The 18,322-nt window shown below is 37.9% G+C and carries 16 protein-coding genes and 1 riboswitch; of the genes, 3 read left to right on the forward strand and 13 right to left on the reverse strand.

What is annotated here, in order from left to right:
- Positions 1-225: 225 nt before the first annotated feature.
- The 5 genes from CD31_RS13740 to CD31_RS13760 all read right to left on the reverse strand — a co-directional run bounded on the left by CD31_RS13740 (position 226) and on the right by CD31_RS13760 (position 6,881).
- Complete coding sequence (locus CD31_RS13740; protein WP_004226227.1) at positions 226-1,182, reverse strand: acetyl-CoA carboxylase carboxyltransferase subunit alpha; 957 nt, start codon at positions 1,180-1,182, stop codon at positions 226-228.
- Positions 1,175-2,032, reverse strand: a complete 858-nt coding sequence (gene accD, locus CD31_RS13745; protein ID WP_016995344.1) for an acetyl-CoA carboxylase, carboxyltransferase subunit beta — start codon at positions 2,030-2,032, stop codon at positions 1,175-1,177. The genes CD31_RS13740 and accD overlap by 8 nt, the downstream gene beginning before the upstream one ends.
- A gap of 24 nt (positions 2,033-2,056) precedes the next feature.
- A complete protein-coding gene (locus CD31_RS13750) occupies positions 2,057-2,698 on the reverse strand; it encodes a FadR/GntR family transcriptional regulator (RefSeq protein WP_036078346.1) in 642 nt (213 codons plus the stop codon).
- 132 nt (positions 2,699-2,830) lie between these two features.
- Positions 2,831-5,914, reverse strand: a complete 3,084-nt coding sequence (gene dnaE, locus CD31_RS13755; protein WP_036078348.1) for a DNA polymerase III subunit alpha — start codon at positions 5,912-5,914, stop codon at positions 2,831-2,833.
- Between the two features lie 22 nt (positions 5,915-5,936).
- On the reverse strand, positions 5,937-6,881 hold the full coding sequence (locus CD31_RS13760; protein WP_026023552.1) for a DHH family phosphoesterase: 945 nt from the start codon (positions 6,879-6,881) through the stop codon (positions 5,937-5,939).
- A gap of 90 nt (positions 6,882-6,971) precedes the next feature.
- Between CD31_RS13760 and CD31_RS13765 the strand changes: the two genes are divergently transcribed.
- Positions 6,972-7,277, forward strand: a complete 306-nt coding sequence (locus CD31_RS13765) for a YtpI family protein (protein ID WP_036078350.1) — start codon at positions 6,972-6,974, stop codon at positions 7,275-7,277.
- A gap of 55 nt (positions 7,278-7,332) precedes the next feature.
- Here CD31_RS13765 and CD31_RS13770 read toward each other — a convergent pair whose 3' ends face one another.
- Together CD31_RS13770 and CD31_RS13775 are read right to left on the reverse strand one after the other, a co-directional pair.
- Positions 7,333-8,640, reverse strand: coding sequence for a DRTGG domain-containing protein (locus tag CD31_RS13770; RefSeq protein WP_016994817.1), 1,308 nt, complete (start codon positions 8,638-8,640; stop codon positions 7,333-7,335).
- A gap of 152 nt (positions 8,641-8,792) precedes the next feature.
- Positions 8,793-9,476 carry a metal-dependent hydrolase gene (locus CD31_RS13775; RefSeq protein ID WP_016994815.1) on the reverse strand — a complete coding sequence of 228 codons (684 nt, stop codon included), beginning with the start codon at positions 9,474-9,476 and terminating at the stop codon, positions 8,793-8,795.
- 232 nt (positions 9,477-9,708) lie between these two features.
- Here CD31_RS13775 and CD31_RS13780 point away from each other — a divergent pair, with 232 nt between their 5' ends.
- Complete coding sequence (locus CD31_RS13780) at positions 9,709-10,797, forward strand: M24 family metallopeptidase (RefSeq protein WP_016994812.1); 1,089 nt, start codon at positions 9,709-9,711, stop codon at positions 10,795-10,797.
- Between the two features lie 51 nt (positions 10,798-10,848).
- On the opposite strand, the gene ald is transcribed toward CD31_RS13780, so the two are convergent.
- Entirely contained in the window at positions 10,849-11,964 is a 1,116-nt protein-coding gene (gene ald, locus CD31_RS13785; protein ID WP_036078353.1) for an alanine dehydrogenase, read from the reverse strand.
- 421 nt (positions 11,965-12,385) lie between these two features.
- Between ald and CD31_RS13790 the strand changes: the two genes are divergently transcribed.
- Entirely contained in the window at positions 12,386-12,835 is a 450-nt protein-coding gene (locus CD31_RS13790) for a universal stress protein (protein ID WP_004226191.1), read from the forward strand.
- 62 nt (positions 12,836-12,897) lie between these two features.
- On the opposite strand, the gene CD31_RS13795 is transcribed toward CD31_RS13790, so the two are convergent.
- From CD31_RS13795 to mbcS, 5 genes are all read right to left on the reverse strand, one after another.
- Positions 12,898-13,827, reverse strand: coding sequence for a class I SAM-dependent methyltransferase (locus CD31_RS13795; RefSeq protein WP_036078357.1), 930 nt, complete (start codon positions 13,825-13,827; stop codon positions 12,898-12,900).
- Positions 13,828-13,916: 89 nt separating this feature from the next.
- Entirely contained in the window at positions 13,917-14,420 is a 504-nt protein-coding gene (tpx, locus tag CD31_RS13800) for a thiol peroxidase (protein WP_004226187.1), read from the reverse strand.
- Positions 14,421-14,544: 124 nt separating this feature from the next.
- Positions 14,545-15,171: an RDD family protein gene (locus CD31_RS13805; protein WP_036078359.1), complete on the reverse strand. Its 627-nt coding sequence runs from the start codon at positions 15,169-15,171 to the stop codon at positions 14,545-14,547.
- Positions 15,172-15,183: 12 nt separating this feature from the next.
- Positions 15,184-16,197 carry a signal peptide peptidase SppA gene (gene sppA, locus CD31_RS13810; protein WP_036078362.1) on the reverse strand — a complete coding sequence of 338 codons (1,014 nt, stop codon included), beginning with the start codon at positions 16,195-16,197 and terminating at the stop codon, positions 15,184-15,186.
- A 186-nt stretch (positions 16,198-16,383) separates the two neighbouring features.
- Positions 16,384-17,967, reverse strand: coding sequence for an acyl-CoA synthetase MbcS (gene mbcS, locus CD31_RS13815; RefSeq protein WP_036078364.1), 1,584 nt, complete (start codon positions 17,965-17,967; stop codon positions 16,384-16,386).
- Between the two features lie 191 nt (positions 17,968-18,158).
- Positions 18,159-18,256: riboswitch (TPP riboswitch) on the forward strand.
- Positions 18,257-18,322: the final 66 nt, after the last annotated feature.

Here is an 18,322-nt window from a genome sequence, read left to right on the forward strand (position 1 = left end):
AAAAATGAAAAGAATGCGCTTTCACACACTCTTTCCACCTAAAAACATCCTAAATCTAACATTTTTTCAAGAAGTCTGGCGTTCATTATGCGCTATTATCTTCTTTAATTTTTATAGCTTTTTAATATGTTAAGATACAAATTTTGTCTCTTAACGAGCAAATTTATTGCTTTAGATTTTTATACACTGTAAAGGTAAAGAACAATCATCTGTTAACAAACAGATTTACACTTCTGTATACTGTCCAATTTTTTTAAATTTTTCATAGCGATCTTCAACTAATTGTTCTCCATTTAAAGAATTTAATGCATGAAGTGTGTCACTAATGCATTCTTTAATAGAAAGGGCCTGTTTTGCTACATTGCGATGTGCTCCACCAATAATCTCAGGAATAATGCCATCAATTACACCAAGTTCCTTCAAATCGGGTGCTGTGATACGCATTGCTTCCGCTGCCTGCTTAGCCAAACTACCGTCACGCCATAAAATAGATGCTGCTCCTTCTGGCGAAATAACAGAGTAAGTCGAGTTCTCGAGCATAAAGACACGGTTTGCTACACCTAATGCTAGTGCACCACCACTTCCTCCTTCACCAATAACGATACTAATTACAGGTACAGTTAAGCCAGCCATTTCTACAAGATTTCTAGCGATTGCTTCACTTTGACCACGTTCTTCAGCAGCTTTCCCTGGGTAAGCACCTTTTGTATCAATAAAACAAATAATTGGTCGTTTGAATTTTTCAGCTTGCTTCATCAAGCGTAGTGCTTTTCGATAACCCTCTGGATGAGGCATACCAAAATTACGACGTATATTTTCCTTAGTAGACTTACCACGTTGGTGTCCAATAATTGTTACTGGTTGCCCTTCAAAAATGGCAATCCCACCAAGAATGGCTGCATCATCACCAAATGTACGATCACCATGTAATTCAATAAAATCTTCACACATTGCTTCAATATATTGAAGCGTTGTAGGTCTTTCTGGATGTCTTGCTACTTGCACACGATCCCACGGCTTCATATTGGCATAAATCGATTGCTCTAATTGTGATAAACGTGTTTCAAGCTTTTCGATTTCACCAGACATATCTACTTCTGCTTCAGCAGCAATTGTTTTTAATTCATCAATTTTCTCACGTAATTGTACGACTGGTTCTTCAAATGCTAAATTTTTAGACATGTTGTACGCCGCCTTTCGTATGCATTTTTACAAGTAAAGAAACTTGTTTACGTAAATCCTTGCGATGGAAAATGGCATCAAGCTGACCATGCTCTAATAAAAATTCTGCTGTTTGGAAATCACTTGGCAGTTTTTCTCGTACCGTTTCTTCAATTACCCGACGCCCTGCAAAGCCAATTAATGCCTGTGGCTCTGCAATATTTATATCACCAACAGAAGCAAAGCTTGCGGAAACTCCACCTGTTGTTGGATGTGTTAGGATAGAAATGAATAATAAGCCTTGATCACTGTGGCGTTTTAATGCCACACTAGTTTTCGCCATTTGCATTAACGATAATACGCCCTCTTGCATACGGGCACCGCCACTAGCGGTAAAGATAATAAATGGTACACCTAGTTCTGTAGCCTTTTCTACTGCTCTTGTAATTTTTTCACCAACAACAGAGCCCATTGACCCCATACGGAAGTGCGAATCCATAATCGCTACGACAATTTCTTCACCATCTAACGTACCAACACCTGTTAGGACAGCCTCGTTCAAGCCTGTTTTCTCTTGGTCTGCTGAAATTTTTTCAACATATGCTGGGAAATTAAGGGGATTACTTGTTTGTAAATGATCATCCATGGATTCGAATGAACCTTCATCTAAGAAATATGCCACACGCTCTTGTGCTGTCATTTTGAAATGATGACTACATTTTGTACATACTTTATGATTTTTTTCTAATTCCTTTGTTAATTGAATGTGACGACATTCAGGACATTTTGTCATTAATCCTTCTGGAAATGCCTTTTCTTGCCCGTCCTCTTTCTTTTTTCGATTACCACTAAATAAGCTACGTATTGCCATGTTCGACTCCCCCTTTGTTGTTGTTTAAATGCTCTGTACAGTACTCATCCACTGCTCATAAGCTTTTAATGCTTCTTTTTCGTAACCAAGCTGCATCGATTTCAACATCGTTTGAATGATTAATTTTTCATCTTCTGTTGAGTTTCGATTTAAACGGTCGCCATCATAAGCTGCTAATTGAAACCAGATTTTTAACGAAAGACGATTACCTGTCGTAATTAATAGTTCTCGTAAAATATCTCGACAATTAATTGTACCTTCTATCTCTAGTTTCACAAAAAAACTATCCCACACAGGCAGTGTGCGAAGAGTCTCTGTACAACTTATTACGCGAATTGCTTCCATTTCATGAATTTGTCGCGTCAATTCGACATCTTTTTTTGATTTTTCATCTTCTAATATAAACATCGACAGTATTTCTACGAGCTGATGCTTATGTGTGGACGCAAGAAAAGTACCACCACCATGTCTCGTTTCAATAAGTCCTAGCAACTCTAAGCTTCGCAAAGCCTCTCTCACAGAGGATCGCCCGACACCTAGACGCTCTGATAGAACTCGTTCTGAAGGTAGTTTCTCACCTGCTTGAATTTTTTCCATTTTAATGAGTTGACGTAGTTGTTGGACGATTTCTAAAAACACTTTTTTTTGTTCGGTTTTTTTATCCATACGACTAACTCCCCTTATCAAAAAAGTGGTCTGACCACTTTTTAACGTTGACTCTAGCTTACAAAATAACTGTTCAAAAGTAAAGAAAAAACTGCATAAAATTTAATGCAGTTTCTAAATTCTTGTTTTATTTTATATCTTTTTCGTCGTTTGCGCATGTTTTACTTTGATTTGTGGCTTGCCAAAACGTCTTTCTAAAACACCATCAATCAACAGCATTTCCTCCTCTAACAGCAGGTCTTGGACCAATTGAAAAGTTTGTGGAAAAAATGTAATAGAAACCGTACCAAACTCATCCTGTATCTGAACGAAGGCCATTTGCTCACCTTTTTTTGTACGGATTTTCTTCACTTCTTCAATCAGACCAAGCATTTTTATGGAGGAGCCATCACGCTTCTGCTTTAACTCTCGGCAAGTACAATTGATATCCGCCCAGTATAGTCTTTCCTGCGCGACTGGATGGGTAGAAATATAAAAGCCCAAGCTCTCTTTTTCATGCATCAATTTTTCCTTCTCGGACATTGCTTCTGCCTGCATATATTTTGGCTTCCCAAAACTAAATGCCATTGCTGATGCCAAATCGATATCTTCAGTAGGCCTTAAAAGTTCCGCGTGTTTCAAAGCTGCATCTACTGTCATGATAAGGACTGCTCTATCTTTTTCTAGATAATCAAGCGCTCCAGCATATATCAATGATTCCAACACTTTTGGCTTAAAATGCTGCGCACTTAAGGCAACAGCCAGATCAAATAGGTTATTTAATACTTCTGGATTTGTTTGACGGAGTCCATGCATTTTTTCTATAAATGTATGAGGCACACCCTTAATTCCTGATAAGCTGTAGCGAATGCCTTCATTTTCTACAGTAAAATACTTCGTACTATTTTTTAAAGAAGGTGGATAAAATGGGATGCCCTTATCTTTTGCCTCATGGACAAGTTGTTGAATCTTTTCTATATTTCCCGTTGCATTCGATAATAACGCTGCATAAAAACTTTGAGGGAAATGCGCCTTTAAATAAGCCATTTGATAGGAAATAACACTATAGGCCACAGCATGACTTTTAGGGAAACCATAATCCGCAAAGCGTACGATCAATTCGTAGACCTCTTCAGCTACACGCTGGTCAAAGCCTTGACGTAGCGCCCCCTGAACAAATGCAGTACGTTGCTCCTCTAAAACTTGTCGATTTTTTTTACTCACTGCACGGCGAAGTAAATCTGCCTGTCCCATAGTAAAGCCAGCCAGTACTGATGCAATTTTTATAATTTGTTCTTGATAAACGATCACACCATAGGTCTCTTGTAAAATAGGCTCTAGCACTGGATGTGGCATCGATACCATTTCTCTGCCGGCTTTCCGTTTTGCATAGACAGGAATAAAATCCATTGGACCTGGACGATAAAGCGCATTTACAGCAACAATATCTAAAAAGCTCGTAGGACCGATATCACGTAAGGCTTGCTTCATACCGTCTGATTCTAATTGAAAGATCCCCAACGTATCCCCTCTTTGTAATAGCTGAAACGTCTTGTCATCATGCATAGGGATTCGTTCAAATTCTATCCAAGGGCCACCGGCTTTATAAATTGACCAACGTATTTGCTCTAAAATAGTGAGATTGCGCAAGCCTAAAAAATCCATTTTGACAAGACCACACGCTTCAATATCTCCCATTGGCCATTGCGTACTATAAATACCATCATGCCCTTCTTCAATCGGTACAGTATTCACTAAAGGCGATGGAGCGATGACAATACCAGCTGCATGTGTAGACGAATTTCTTGGTAGCCCCTCCAATTTTAACGCCACCTCGTACCAACGCATATGCTTATCATTCTCCGCTAGCCAGCCTTGAAAGACCTGTGACTCAGCTACAGCTCTTTGTAATGTAATTCCTGGCTTATTTGGAATCATCTTCGAAATTTTTTCTAGCATCTCCGCATCAAAGCCAAATACCCGCGCAACATCTCTGGCTACTGCTTTTGCAGACAATGTTCCAAATGTAATAATTTGTGCGACATTTGCTTTACCATATTTTTGGGCAACATACTGTATGACTTGATGTCTTTTACTATCAACAAAATCGATATCAATATCAGGTAAGGTGATTCTTTCAGGATTTAAAAAGCGTTCGAATAATAAACCATAGGCAAGTGGATCTACTTGTGTAATCGAAAGACTATATGCCACAAGGGAACCTGCTGAGGAACCACGTCCTGGTCCCGTCAAAATTCGATTTTCTTTAGCATAACGCATGAAATCCGCCACAACTAAAAAATAGTCCGCAAAGCCCATAGAGCAAATAATTTCAAGCTCATATTGTAGTCGTTCATGATAAGCAACAGGTATTGCCAGTTGCTTAAATCGCTCTTCTAATCCAGTAAATGCTTCTTTAGCAAGCAAGCGTTCTGCCGTTTCCCCTTCAGGTACAGGAAATTTAGGCATTTGAACAGGCATTTTTGGTATATCAGCTCTACAGCAAGCGAGCATTTTCGTACTGGCATCAAGCCAATCTGGACGATCAGCAAACCAATGTTGCCATTCGTATGCTGTTGGGGCAAAATAGCCCTGTACATCAGCTGTTTGCATAGTAGTACCAAGCTTTTCTCCTGTATCAATTGCTCTTGCTACTTCATAAGCAAAATGATCTTCTGGACGCAAAAAATAGCAGCTTTGAGAGGCTACAAGTGTAATGGCCTGTTCTTCACACCAGAAAACGATATTTTCTTCCTGTTCAGCCTTTATCCCTCCAGGTCTAGCAATCCCCATATAGAAATGATGGTTAAATAGCTGGACCAAAGCAGAAACCATTGCCTGCCAGTCATCTAGATCTGCTAAATCGTCTGAAGAAAGTAGAGCTATACAGCCTGCTGAATACCCCTCAAGCCACTTCCAAGGCAGCACATCATCTTGTCTAATTGAAATCGCACTACTAATCTTTAATAAATGTTGATAGCCTTCCTGTGTCTGCGCATATAGGACGAGGGGAAGCGTTTTGTCACGCCATTGAACGTTAACCGAAAGCCCAATGACCGCATGGATATTTGCTTGCTGCAATGCTTTACAAAAAGGCAAAAGCCCGTACAATTTCGTATTAACGATTGCACAGGCTTGTGTCTTTTGTTCTTGTAAAAAAGGAATCAATTGCTCAAGCCGAATTGTGCTTTTCAATAAATCCGCGCTCGTATGCATCTTTGTATATACATGTGTCAAATGAATCCCTTCCTTTTCTTTGTTAATGATACGCTTTACAAATCTCTTTTAATCTTGCAATAACGAGGTCTGCTTCTTCCCATGAATAGGCAGTAGCACCAGAAGCAAGCGGATGTCCGCCACCATTAAATTCTTTCGCTAAAGTATTGATAACGGGCCCCTTTGAACGTAAACGTACACGGATTTGATCCCCTTCTTCAATGAAAACAACCCACGAGCATATATCTTTCACACTGCCAAGGCAGCCTACTAATAAAGAGGCCTCAGATGGCACAGTATCATGCTCTGCTAGTAATTCCTTTGTTAGCTTCACATAGGCAGCTCCATGCTCATCCATTGTAAAGTTTTGATAAATATAGCCTTGTAAATTAAGTAACTTTTGCTCCATTTCGTACATACCATCAAATAGTTGATTTCGATCAAAATCATATGTAATCAGGTCCGCAGCAACTTTAAATGTTTTAGCTGTTGTACTCGGGAATTGGAATCTACCTGTATCGCCTACTATTCCTGCAAATAATAAGCGTGCAGCAGCATCTGAAAGCTTCCAGTTTGCTACTTCCTTGCCTTCTTCATATAATTCATAGATCATTTCACTACAAGAGCTTGCTGTTGTATCCACCCATAAAAGATCACCATAAGCATCATCATTTGGATGATGATCAATTTTTATCACCATTTTCCCTTTTGTGTAGCGTTGGTCGTCAACGCGTTCTGTATTAGCAGTGTCTGTGACAATGACTAATGCATTGTCATACACTTCATCCGCTATTTCATCAGGCTGCGCCATAAAAGATAAAGAGGCATCATGTTCCCCTACAGCAAAAACCTTTTTCTCAGGATAATTGGCTAAAATAATCTCTTTTAAACCTTGCTGTGAGCCATAAGCATCAGGATCTGGACGTACATGACGATGAATAATGATGGTTTCATTGGCCTCAATTGTGTCGATGATTTGTCTTTTCACAATAATTTCCCCCAAAATGATAGTAAGAACCGTTAGCATTTTTACATAATTATCGTTACAATAATGTCTAGTTATGCTAGGAGGTTTACTATGCTCAATTTAATATTTGTGTTTGCGATAATCATATCTTTTGTTTTTTATTTTTATTTTAAAACAAAACAGTTCCGTTCTCCATTACCAATTGCCAAAAATTGGTATAAAAGCAAGGCGAACATCGGCTTAGGTTCCTTAATTTTGTCATTTGCTTTAAATCAAGCTTATTTATTCCCGGGCTTATTTACATTTATTATTGTAGCAATTCTTGTCGCGCTCGGCATCTTAGTTATTGTAGAAAATATAAAAAAAGCACGCCATTATGGACAATTTGTTGAGGAAGAATTCCGCATTAATCAATAATATATGTAACAAAGGGATGACCAAGCAATTGCGCTAGGCCATCCCTTTTCAATACTTAACGTTCTAATAGTTGGAACATCATCATTGCCTTACCAACAAGTATTTGTTGATTATACACTTCAAAATCCATTTTCACAAACTTACGACTCATGTCTAAAATCCGAGGCTTAACAGTAAGCGTACTTTCCATTTGAACTGGTTTAATAAAGTAAATAGTCATATTCTCCGCCACTGCATCTCCACGTTTTCGACGCTTTAATGCAAATGAGCCGACCTCAGCTAGCAAAGTTGTAAAAGCTCCGTATGAAATTGCCCCATATTGATTGGTCATTTGTGGTGTGACTTTAAATTCAACAATGAGTTCTTCATCGCCTAGTACTTTCATTTCATTTTTCACTAAATCATCAATCGTTTCACCATGCTGTGGCTGTCTTTGTGCTAATTGCAACGCCTTCAGTACATCTTGACGGCTAATAACACCCTGTAAAATATTATCATCATCCACAATTGGTAAGAGATCAATCCCCTCCCAAATCATTCGATGCCCTGCAGAAGCGACACTCATTTTCATGGAGCCTGCAATCGGATTTTTCGTCATTACTTTTTCAATAAGCTCATTTTCTTCACGACCAATGACGTCTTTTACAGTGATCATACCGACCAGTTTATTTTGATGCGTGACAACAGGAAATGCACCATGTGTCGTACGTTCATTCAACTTGTGGAAATGATGAATTGTTTCATCATTTTTTAATGCTGCAGTGTCAGTCATTGGAACATAGATGTCTTCAATAAATAGAATATCTTTTTTGATTAATTGGTCATAGATTGCCCGGTTAATCATCGTTGCTACTGTAAACGTATCGTAGCTTGTTGAAATGATTGGTAAATCTAATGAATCTGCAAGCAACTTATTATCTTCCGTCGTATCAAAACCGCCAGTGATTAAAACAGCTGCACCCGCGCGAAGGGCATTTTCGTGCGCTTTAATACGGTTACCAACAATTAATAAGCTACCTGCATCTGTGTAGCGCATCATGTCCTCTAATTGCATAGCACCGATAACAAACTTTGTTAGTGTTTTATGTAGACCTGATTTTCCACCTAAAACTTGGCCATCTACAATATTGACAATTTCTGCAAAAGTTAAGCGCTCAATATTTTCTTTCTTTTTTTTCTCAATACGAATTGTTCCAACACGTTCAATAGAACTTACTAAGCGACGATTTTCAGCTTCCTTTATGGCACGATAAGCCGTCCCTTCACTCACTTGCATTTCCTTTGCTATTTGACGTACTGAAATTTTATCGCCCACGGGTAGTGATTCGATGTATTGTAAAATTTTCTCATGTTTTGTAGACAAAATATCACCTATTTCCTAAGCTTCAATTCTGCTCTTAGTGTACCATATTTTTTAAGAAAATATTTAATATAAAGTGATGAAATTGTTTAACTTTCCCCATCATTTCAACTACCAGCGTGGTGTCAATTCATATAGTACAGCATTACCAACGATTAGAAACAGTTTACTTTTTCTCCAGCTTTCAAAATTTGAACTTCTGTATTTTGCACTAAATCTGCAAAAATTTGTGGATCTTGCTCGATTGGTGGGAATGTATTGTAATGAATCGGTACAACAATTTTCGGCTTTAAAAACGAAACTGCGCAGGCTGCATCCTCTGGCCCCATTGTAAAGTTATCACCAATAGGTAAGAATGCAATATCGATCGGATGGCGTTCACCAATGAGTTTCATATCACCAAACAGAGCCGTATCGCCTGCATGATAAATCGTTAATCCTTCAATAAATAATAAAATTCCAGCAGGCATGCCCATATAAATTATTTCGTTATTTTCTGTTACATAAGAAGATCCATGAAAGGCTTGTGTAAACTTTACTTTACCGAAATCAAATTCCTTCGCTCCACCTATATGCATTGGGTGTGTTTTTACACCTTGCCAAGAAATCCAATTAGCCAGTTCATTTGGCGCAATGACTAACGCATCTTTTTTCTTCGCTAATTCTACTGTATCTCCAACATGATCATTATGTCCATGTGTAAGTAAAATAATATCTGGTGCTTCGTCAGCCACTTTTAAGTCTGTTTGCCCATTGCCATTAATAAAAGGGTCAATTAATATCGTTTTTCCATTTGTTTGAATTTTGACAACTGAATGCCCGTGATAACTTATTTTCATCTAAAATCCTCCTCATTTAACAAAGTACAGTCCAACATTTTAATTCGCTACCCATGCGCTTTTTCCCTTTTTTTGATATGCTTGTACAGAGAATAATCGTAGTATTCTCTAACAGCCTTATACCCCGTTAGAGCACAATTATTCAGTACTAGATAAGAATCCTCGCTACTTTTTTAGGCAGTCGAAGCTTTCTTACGTAAAATTTCCCATGCAATAAAAGGAGGACATATTGATGTCAAAGGTTGAAGAAATCCAACGTTACTTGCAGCAAAATCATATCGATGCAGCATTCGTAACAACACCTGACAATGTTTTTTACGTTTCAGGCTTTAAAAGTAATCCACATGAAAGATTACTAGGCGTGATGATTTTTAAAGATGCGGAGCCTTTTCTAATTTGTCCACAAATGGAGATTCCAGATGCAAAGGCTGCTGGATGGTCCTATGAGGTAATCGGCCATCAAGATACAGAAAATTCGATGGAAGTTCTTGCTCAAGCGATCGTAGCACGCCAAATCACCCCAGCTACATTTGCAATTGAAAAAGCTCAACTCATTGTTGAGCGCTTGGAAGCTTTACAGCAATCTTTCCCTCAAGCTAGCTTTGTGCGTCTTGATGAAAAGATTAATGCGATGCGCGTAATCAAAGATGAAAGTGAATTAGAAAAATTACGTAAGGCTGCTGAGTTGGCTGATTATGCAATTGAAATCGGTTGCAAGGAAATTGCTGAAGGTAAAACAGAAATGGAAATCCTAACAGCGATCGAAAGTGCCATTCAAGATAAAGGCTGTAAAATGTCTTTTGAAACAATGGTATTGAGTGGTCCAAAAACTGCCTCTCCTCATGGGAAGCCAGGTGCACGTAAAATTGAAAAAGGTGATATGGTACTATTTGACCTTGGCGTTATTTACGATGGCTATTGCTCAGATATTACACGTACTGTTGCTTTTGGTGAGCCAAGTGAAGCTCAAAAAGAAATTTATCAAACTGTTTTAGCTGCCAACACAAATGCTGTCGCAGCAGTAAAGCCAGGTGTTCGTGCGATGGACTTAGACAAAATTGCACGTGATACAATCACAGAGGCTGGTTATGGTGACTATTTCACGCACCGCCTTGGACATGGTCTTGGTATTTCTGTGCATGAATTCCCATCTGTTACAGGTGCTAATGAGATGACGATGGAAGAAGGTATGGTCTTTACGATTGAGCCTGGCATTTATAAATCAGATGTAACAGGCGTACGTATTGAGGATGATGTTGTCGTAACAAAAGATGGCGTTGAGGTATTAACAAAATTCCCGAAAGATTTAATCATTCTATAATGCAAAAAAGGAAGCAACTAGTGTGCTTCCTTTTCCTATGTCTAGCAAAGTTTATTGAATTAACTCATCCACATTGACAAATGGTAGTCCCTGTGAATCTGCCACTGCTTTATAAACAAGTTGTCCATCTAATGTATTCACGCCTTTTTTCAGTGCTGCATTATCAAGGCAAGCTTGTTTGTAGCCTTTGTTGGCAATTTGAAGTGCATATGGAATTGTATTATTTGTTAAAGCAATTGTAGAAGTACGTGGTACCGCACCAGGCATATTTGCAACTGCATAGTGTACAACGCCATGCTTCACATATGTTGGATCATCATGTGTTGTCACACGGTCAGATGTTGCAAAAATACCACCTTGGTCAATTGCGATATCGACTACAACAGAGCCGGCTTGCATTGATTGAATCATTTCTTCAGATACAAGTTTCGGTGCTTTTGCGCCTGGGATTAATACCGCCCCAATAACTAAATCTGAATCTTTCACTGATTCTGCAATATTATATGGATTAGACATTAATGTTTGAACATCACGTCCAAACATATCTTCCAATTGACGTAAACGCTCTGGGCTTAAATCAATAACTGTCACATCCGCACCCATACCAACAGCGATTTTTGCAGCATTTGTACCTGCAATACCACCGCCGATAACTGTTACTTTCCCACGTTGTACACCTGATACACCGCCTAGTAAAATACCTTTACCAGCATGGTTTCTTTCTAAGAACTGTGCACCAATTTGTGTAGCCATTTTACCAGCAACTTCACTCATTGGTGTTAGCAATGGTAATGAGCCATTTGCTAATTGTACTGTTTCGTAGGCAATCCCTACAACTTTTTTATTTAAAAGTGCCTGAGTTAATTCAACCTCTGGCGCTAAGTGTAAATACGTGAATAAAATTTGACCTTCGTAGAAGTAATCATACTCAGAAGCTACAGGTTCTTTTACCTTCATAATCATTTCTTGTGACCAAGCTTCTTTAGCTGTTTGAACAATTTGAGCACCAGCTGCAATGTAATCAGCATCCGTAAAGCTTGAGCCTAGCCCCGCTCCAGTTTCAATGTACACTTCATGACCTGCATGTGTTAAAGTGACAACTCCTGCTGGTGTCATTGCTACACGGTTTTCATTGTTTTTAATTTCCTTTGGAATACCAATCTTCATTGTTTCCTATCCCCTTCCATAACGTAAGAAATAAGCATCATTTATGTAACTAAATTTGATGCACCCCTTGCACTTCCATATTACCAAACAATTGCAAAAAAAGCTTTAACTAATGCAAATACAGATAAAATTTATAAGATTTCCAAAATAACAAATATTCTAACGTTATAAACCATTATAAATTACTATATTGAAAAACTAAAAAGGCGAATAAATAGTTGTTAAGGAAGCTAATTCATGAGCAGTTTCAAATGAGCAAAAGAGGTTTACACACTGCAAATAGTGGGAATTGAGTATTTATATTTAATTCACATATCTACATGAAATGCCTTCACATTTTCATAATTTTTCTTGCGGAAAGTATTTCCTTTAGAAAATCATTTGGTATAATCAACATATACAAATCAGGGAGGTTTTTCAAATGGCTAATCATTATAAAAGCATTGTTGTTGCAGTAGACGGTTCAAAAGAAGCTGAATACGCGTTTCGTAAATCGATTGATGTGGCAAAACGAAACGAAGGTGCAGTATTAAATCTAGTAAATGTAATCGATACTCGTTCATTTGCTGCTATCGAAGCATATGACCGCTCCATCGCAGAACGTGCTCAAGCATTTTCTGAAGAACTATTAAATGGTTATAAAAAGCAAGCTGAAGATGAAGGTTTAACGAATGTTAATCTTATCATCGAGTATGGCTCTCCAAAAAATATCATAACAAAAGAGCTTTCTAACATCGTAGACGCAGATTTAATCATTTGTGGTGCAACTGGTCTAAATGCAGTAGAACGCTTCTTAATCGGTTCTGTATCTGAGGCTATCGTACGTTCAGCTAAATGTGACGTACTAGTTATCCGTACACCAGAAAATTAATTTTGTAATACATAAAAAGGTATCCTTGTATAGGATACCTTTTTACTTGCACTTAATAGCAATTACTTGCCCTCTTTCCACATCTTCACTTTTTCAAAGAATAGTGCAAGAGCCTGCTTATTCTGCATATTTGGAACTTTAGCTAATAGAACTTCTTTAGGTGCTTTCAATTCCTTCGATTGTTTTTGTAAAATCACCAGGCTCTTCTCTAATGACTTATTAGCAAACATAGAGTCAGGTAATTGAATAATCGCTTGAATCCACGCATGCTTTTGAATGTACTTGTGTAATTGCTTAGACTGCTCTGACTCAAAAAGATGAGATGGTGCAAGGAAAAATAAATAGCCGCCATCTTTTGTATAATTCATTGATTGCTCGATGAATAAATGATGGGCATAACTCATCCCTTCTGCTGGACATAATTCATAATTGAGTGCCACTTCTTCATTTGGATAATAACCTACAGGTAAATCACAAATAACTGCATCAACTGGATTGACCAATAAATCTTCTAAGGCATCTTGACGGTATAAAGAAATAGGCTGTTCTATTAAATCAGCAGTTGCCGCAGCGAGGCGAATAAGTAGCTCATCAACCTCTACACCTGTTGCTTCCACTTTTCCATCTAATAAATTCATAACCGTCAGTAATAAATTACCTGTGCCTACTGCTGGGTCCATGATCGAGATCTTTTCATTTTCAAGACTCTCTGCAAAAATTTGCTCCACAAAGTAGCCCACTAATAACCCTAACGTATCAGGAGTCATTTGATGATTCGGCTGTGAGCCTTTGCGCATTCCTTTTAAAATAGCAATTTGAATAGCTTTACGTATATCCTCTTTTGTTGCATCTTTTTGAGAAAAATCAACTTCGCCATCAAGCCATGCCTCTAACCCATCTAATAACCCTTCTAGTAACGTTATATTCTGTTCTTTTTCGATTTTTTCGGCATGCTCATTTAGCAAACCAAATAACTTTTCGATATTTTCCATATCTAACTTCCTTTCACGCAGAAAAGAGCCGTGACAAACACTTGTCACAGCCCCTTTGTCTAGTATTATCTTAGCCTAAAAGCAGCTTATTATGCTAGTGCTTTGACAGCTGCAATGGCCGCTTCATAGTTTGGATGATCTGTAGCTTCAGGTACATATTCAACATATGTTACTTTATTGTTTGCATCCACAACGAATACTGCACGTGTCAGAAGACGTAATTCTTGAATGTATACGCCATATGCCTCACCAAATGAAAGATCGCGGTGATCTGATACAGTTTGGACTGCATCAATACCTGCTGCACCACACCAGCGCTTTTGAGCGAATGGAAGATCCACAGATACTGTATAAATAACTACATTATCACCTAAGTTAGCAGCTTCCTCATTGAATCGGCGTGTTTGCGCATCACATACACCAGTATCTAATGATGGTACAACACTAAATAAACGAATTTTTCCTTCTGAATCATTTAATGTTACAGGTGATAGGTCATTTGCTAATACCGTAAAATCTGGAGCTTGATCGCCCACCTTTACTTCATTGCCTACTAGTGTCACTGGACCATTTTTAAATGTTACTTGTGCCATATAAACGCCTCCTAATCATCATATGTACATAATATTACTAAATGGAGGGAATTAATTGCAACTATCATAGCTTACATACTTAGAAATAGATAAGACTGTCTCAAATTAGGAGACAGTCTTATGTTTATTGTTCATTTTTTTCCTCTAGCTTGGCTAGATCTATTTTTTCTTCTTGCACAAAAGCTTCTATTTGCTCTTCTTGTTTTGGTAAAGTAGTCGGTGTTGAAGCCTTTTCAATAAAGATTTTTTCATGCACCACTGTTGTATCAGCAAAATAATCATGTAAACCTTGATTTTCTGGCAAAATCACTACCAAAATATACAGTGGCATAAAAATATTATTGATGATACGACCAATCCAATCACGGAATAACACATCTGACCAAGTTAGCTGATCGTGCTTTAATGAAATTACACGTAATCCAAACACCATTTTCCCTAGTGTTTGCCCAAAGTACTTTGTCATCAGCACAAAGTAACTATAGTAGAAGATTGCTGTAATAATAGAAATCGGCGCATACCAAACAGAATCAGATAGGGACCAATCCATTAAATAGAAGATTGGATTAACAAGTATTCCACCTATAGCAGAAATGATGAATCCATCTAATAAAAATGCCCAAAATCGTACCCAAAAACCAGCAGTTTTTAATGCATAGTTTTTATCATTTGCTGATTCTCCTGATATATTCATAAGAAAGCCATTTTCCATAGAGGGTGAACCTTGCATAACAATTTCATTGTTTGTCATTGTGCTCCCCCCTTAGTATTCCCCATAAAGATACATCATTTTCGGTGCGCTATAGTCCGTCATGATTTTCATTAGCATTTTTTCTTCTGCAGATGGACCAAACATGGAGCCAATTTTCATACCAACATATGATTGCCAGCCGCCCATATCGTATGAATACTCAAATAAAGCCGCATCTTCAAGTCCATAATCTTCACGAAGAGCTGCAATGGTCGCTTCTTCATCACCAATCTCATCAATTAATCCTGCTTCAAGCGCTTTTGTACCGCCAAGGATACGACCATCTGCAACCTTCTTCACTTCTGCTTCAGACATATTACGTCCCTGTTCTACAATATCTACAAATTCTTCGTACGTTTCATTAATCATATCTTGCATCATTGCACGTTCCTCTGCTGTCACTTCACGCATTGGACTTAACATATCTTTATGCTCTCCCGATTTAAACGTCTCAAATTTGACCCCTACTTTTTCAGCCAGCTCTTGATAGTTAATAGATTGCATGATGACACCAATAGAACCTGTTATTGTATCACGATGAGCAAATATTTTATCTGCTGGTGCCGAAATATAATAACCACCTGAAGCTGCCATAGAATCCATCGATACATAAATCGGAATTTGTCGTTCCTCTTTAATTCTTAGTAGCTTTTTATAGATATCTGCTGATTCCTTTACACCACCACCTGGTGAATTAACGCTTAAAACAACCCCCTGTATGGTCTCATCATATAAAATATTATCCAATTGTTCTAAGAAAAATTGATGGTCATAGGCAACTGGTTGCCACAATGTACTTGAGCCGATATCTTGAATCGTTCCATCTACCTTTAAATAAGCAATTCGCTTATCAAAATTTTCCCCTTCAATGACATTTTCATATACATCTAAGCTATTACCTGCCATTAAGCTATCAAAATTACCTAGGAAATCTGCTTTAAATAGCGCAAAAATGGTATTAATTCCTAACGAAAATAGTAAGAGAACACCTGCCACTACTAAAGCAACCCACCTTTTTACATTCATGTCTTTCCGCCTCCTCAACACGTAATACGTATGACTTGCTTATTTGTTTCATTTTTTTGCAATAATTAAATGCAAAAAGCTTTAAGCTGTTTATTTCCTCATATTACCTTACCTAAAAAAATTTAAAAAATCAAAGTCCATACCATTGATGAACTTTGATTTTCGACATTATTTCCTAGGAAATGATTAAGATTGGAGGTTTTTAATTTCTTGTTGTCGTAATTCGACACGTCTAATTTTCCCGGAAGATGTTTTGGGTAGCTCCTCTACAAATTCAATAGCACGTGGATATTTATAAGGGGCAGTCAGTGATTTTACATGACTTTGAAGTGTTTGAATAAGCGCTGCATCACCTTTTTCACCATTGTGTAGAACGATAAATGCCTTGACGATATTCCCACGGACTTTATCAGGACTCGCAATGACAGCAGCCTCTTTTACGGTTGGATGCTTCATTAAAGCATCCTCTACTTCAAAGGGGCCAATTGTATAGCCTGAGGATATAATGACATCGTCTCCTCGACCATCAAACCAAAAGTAGCCATCTTCATCTTTATAGGCCCGATCTCCTGTAATATACCAATCCCCACGAAATTGTAAATTTGTACGTTCAGGATCATTTAAATATTTTTTAAAGAGGGCTGGTGTTTCACGATGTACAGCAATATCACCCACTTCTCCGATTGTAACGGGTTTGCCCAAATCATTAATAATTTCAACAGTGTTGCCGGGAGTAGGTTTCCCCATAGAGCCAACTCTTGCTTCCATCCCTACCATTGTGCCTACCAATAATGTATTTTCCGTTTGTCCATAGCCATCTCGTACTTGTAATTTGAATGTTTCCAAGAATACTTTAATGACCTCACTATTTAATGGCTCACCAGCTGATACGGCTTGGCGAATGGCACTTAGATCATATTCATGTAAATTTTCAAGGGCTGCCATAAAACGATATTCAGTTGGTGTACAGCATAGTACATTAATTTTGAATTTCTCAAGCAATGCTAGATAAGAAGCTGCATCGAATTTACCTTTGTAGACAAATGCAGTAGCACCACTACCTAAAGTAGCTAGAAACGGACTCCATATCCATTTTTGCCATCCTGGTGCTGCAGTTGCCCAAACAATATCATTTTCTTGTACACCCAACCAATGTGGTGCTGTTGTTCGTAAATGTGCATAGCCCCAACTATGCGTATGCACTGCTGCTTTGGGATTTCCTGTTGTTCCACTTGTATAGGCTAAAAATGCATTGTCTGTGCTTTTTGTTGGGATAGGATTTATGTAGGTTGTAGGTTGATTATGCATTTTTTCAAGTATGTTCTGCCAAGGTTTGTGCGCATTTCCTATGACAAATTGCAGTAAGCCTTGTAAATTTCCCACTTGATCAAACTGTTCAATATAGGGTTCAAATGCAATAACTGCTTTAGCATTTGCATGATGAATTCGATACTCAATATCCTTTGTTCTTAACATTTCAGAACTTGGAATAATGGTTAAACCCGCTTTCAATGCAGCAATATATACAATATATGCTTCCACAGAGCGTGGGACCATCACTAAAATGACATCACCTTTCCTTAAGCCTTGCTTGGTGAAAACATGTGCTGCTTGATTTGCCTTTTCCAATAAATGTGCATATGTAATACATTGGATGTCTTGGTTTTCTTCATAAATGATTAAAGCATTTTTGGTTGCATCCTGAGCATATTTTTCAATTTCCTCTGCTATGTTATACCATTCTGGTGCAATTAAATCTTGTCTTTTCATGGCAATTGCCTCCCTTTTGCTATGACACATTATAAAACTCTTTTTTCAGCATTTTCAATGGTTTGTGCTTGATTTCGGTAAAGTCATGACAACTATCATACTCTCCTATATGGCATCGGTCACATTTTATCCATAGGAAAACTTGCTATTGAATACAAATGAAAAGTATGGTACATTTTGGTCAACTAAAAGCAAGATTGCAGGGGGACTCGTAAGAGTTGAGAAGGTAAAACCTGACCCTTTGAACCTGTTAGTTAATACTGACGTAGGGAGCAATAACATCGTTTTTTCAGATGAAAGGCTCTTTTTCGTGCATTTTTACACAAAAAGGGCCTTTTTTGCATGCTTACGTCCA

It is taken from the genome of Lysinibacillus boronitolerans JCM 21713 = 10a = NBRC 103108 (assembly GCF_000772935.1).
Taxonomy (GTDB): Bacteria; Bacillota; Bacilli; order Bacillales_A; family Planococcaceae; genus Lysinibacillus; species Lysinibacillus boronitolerans.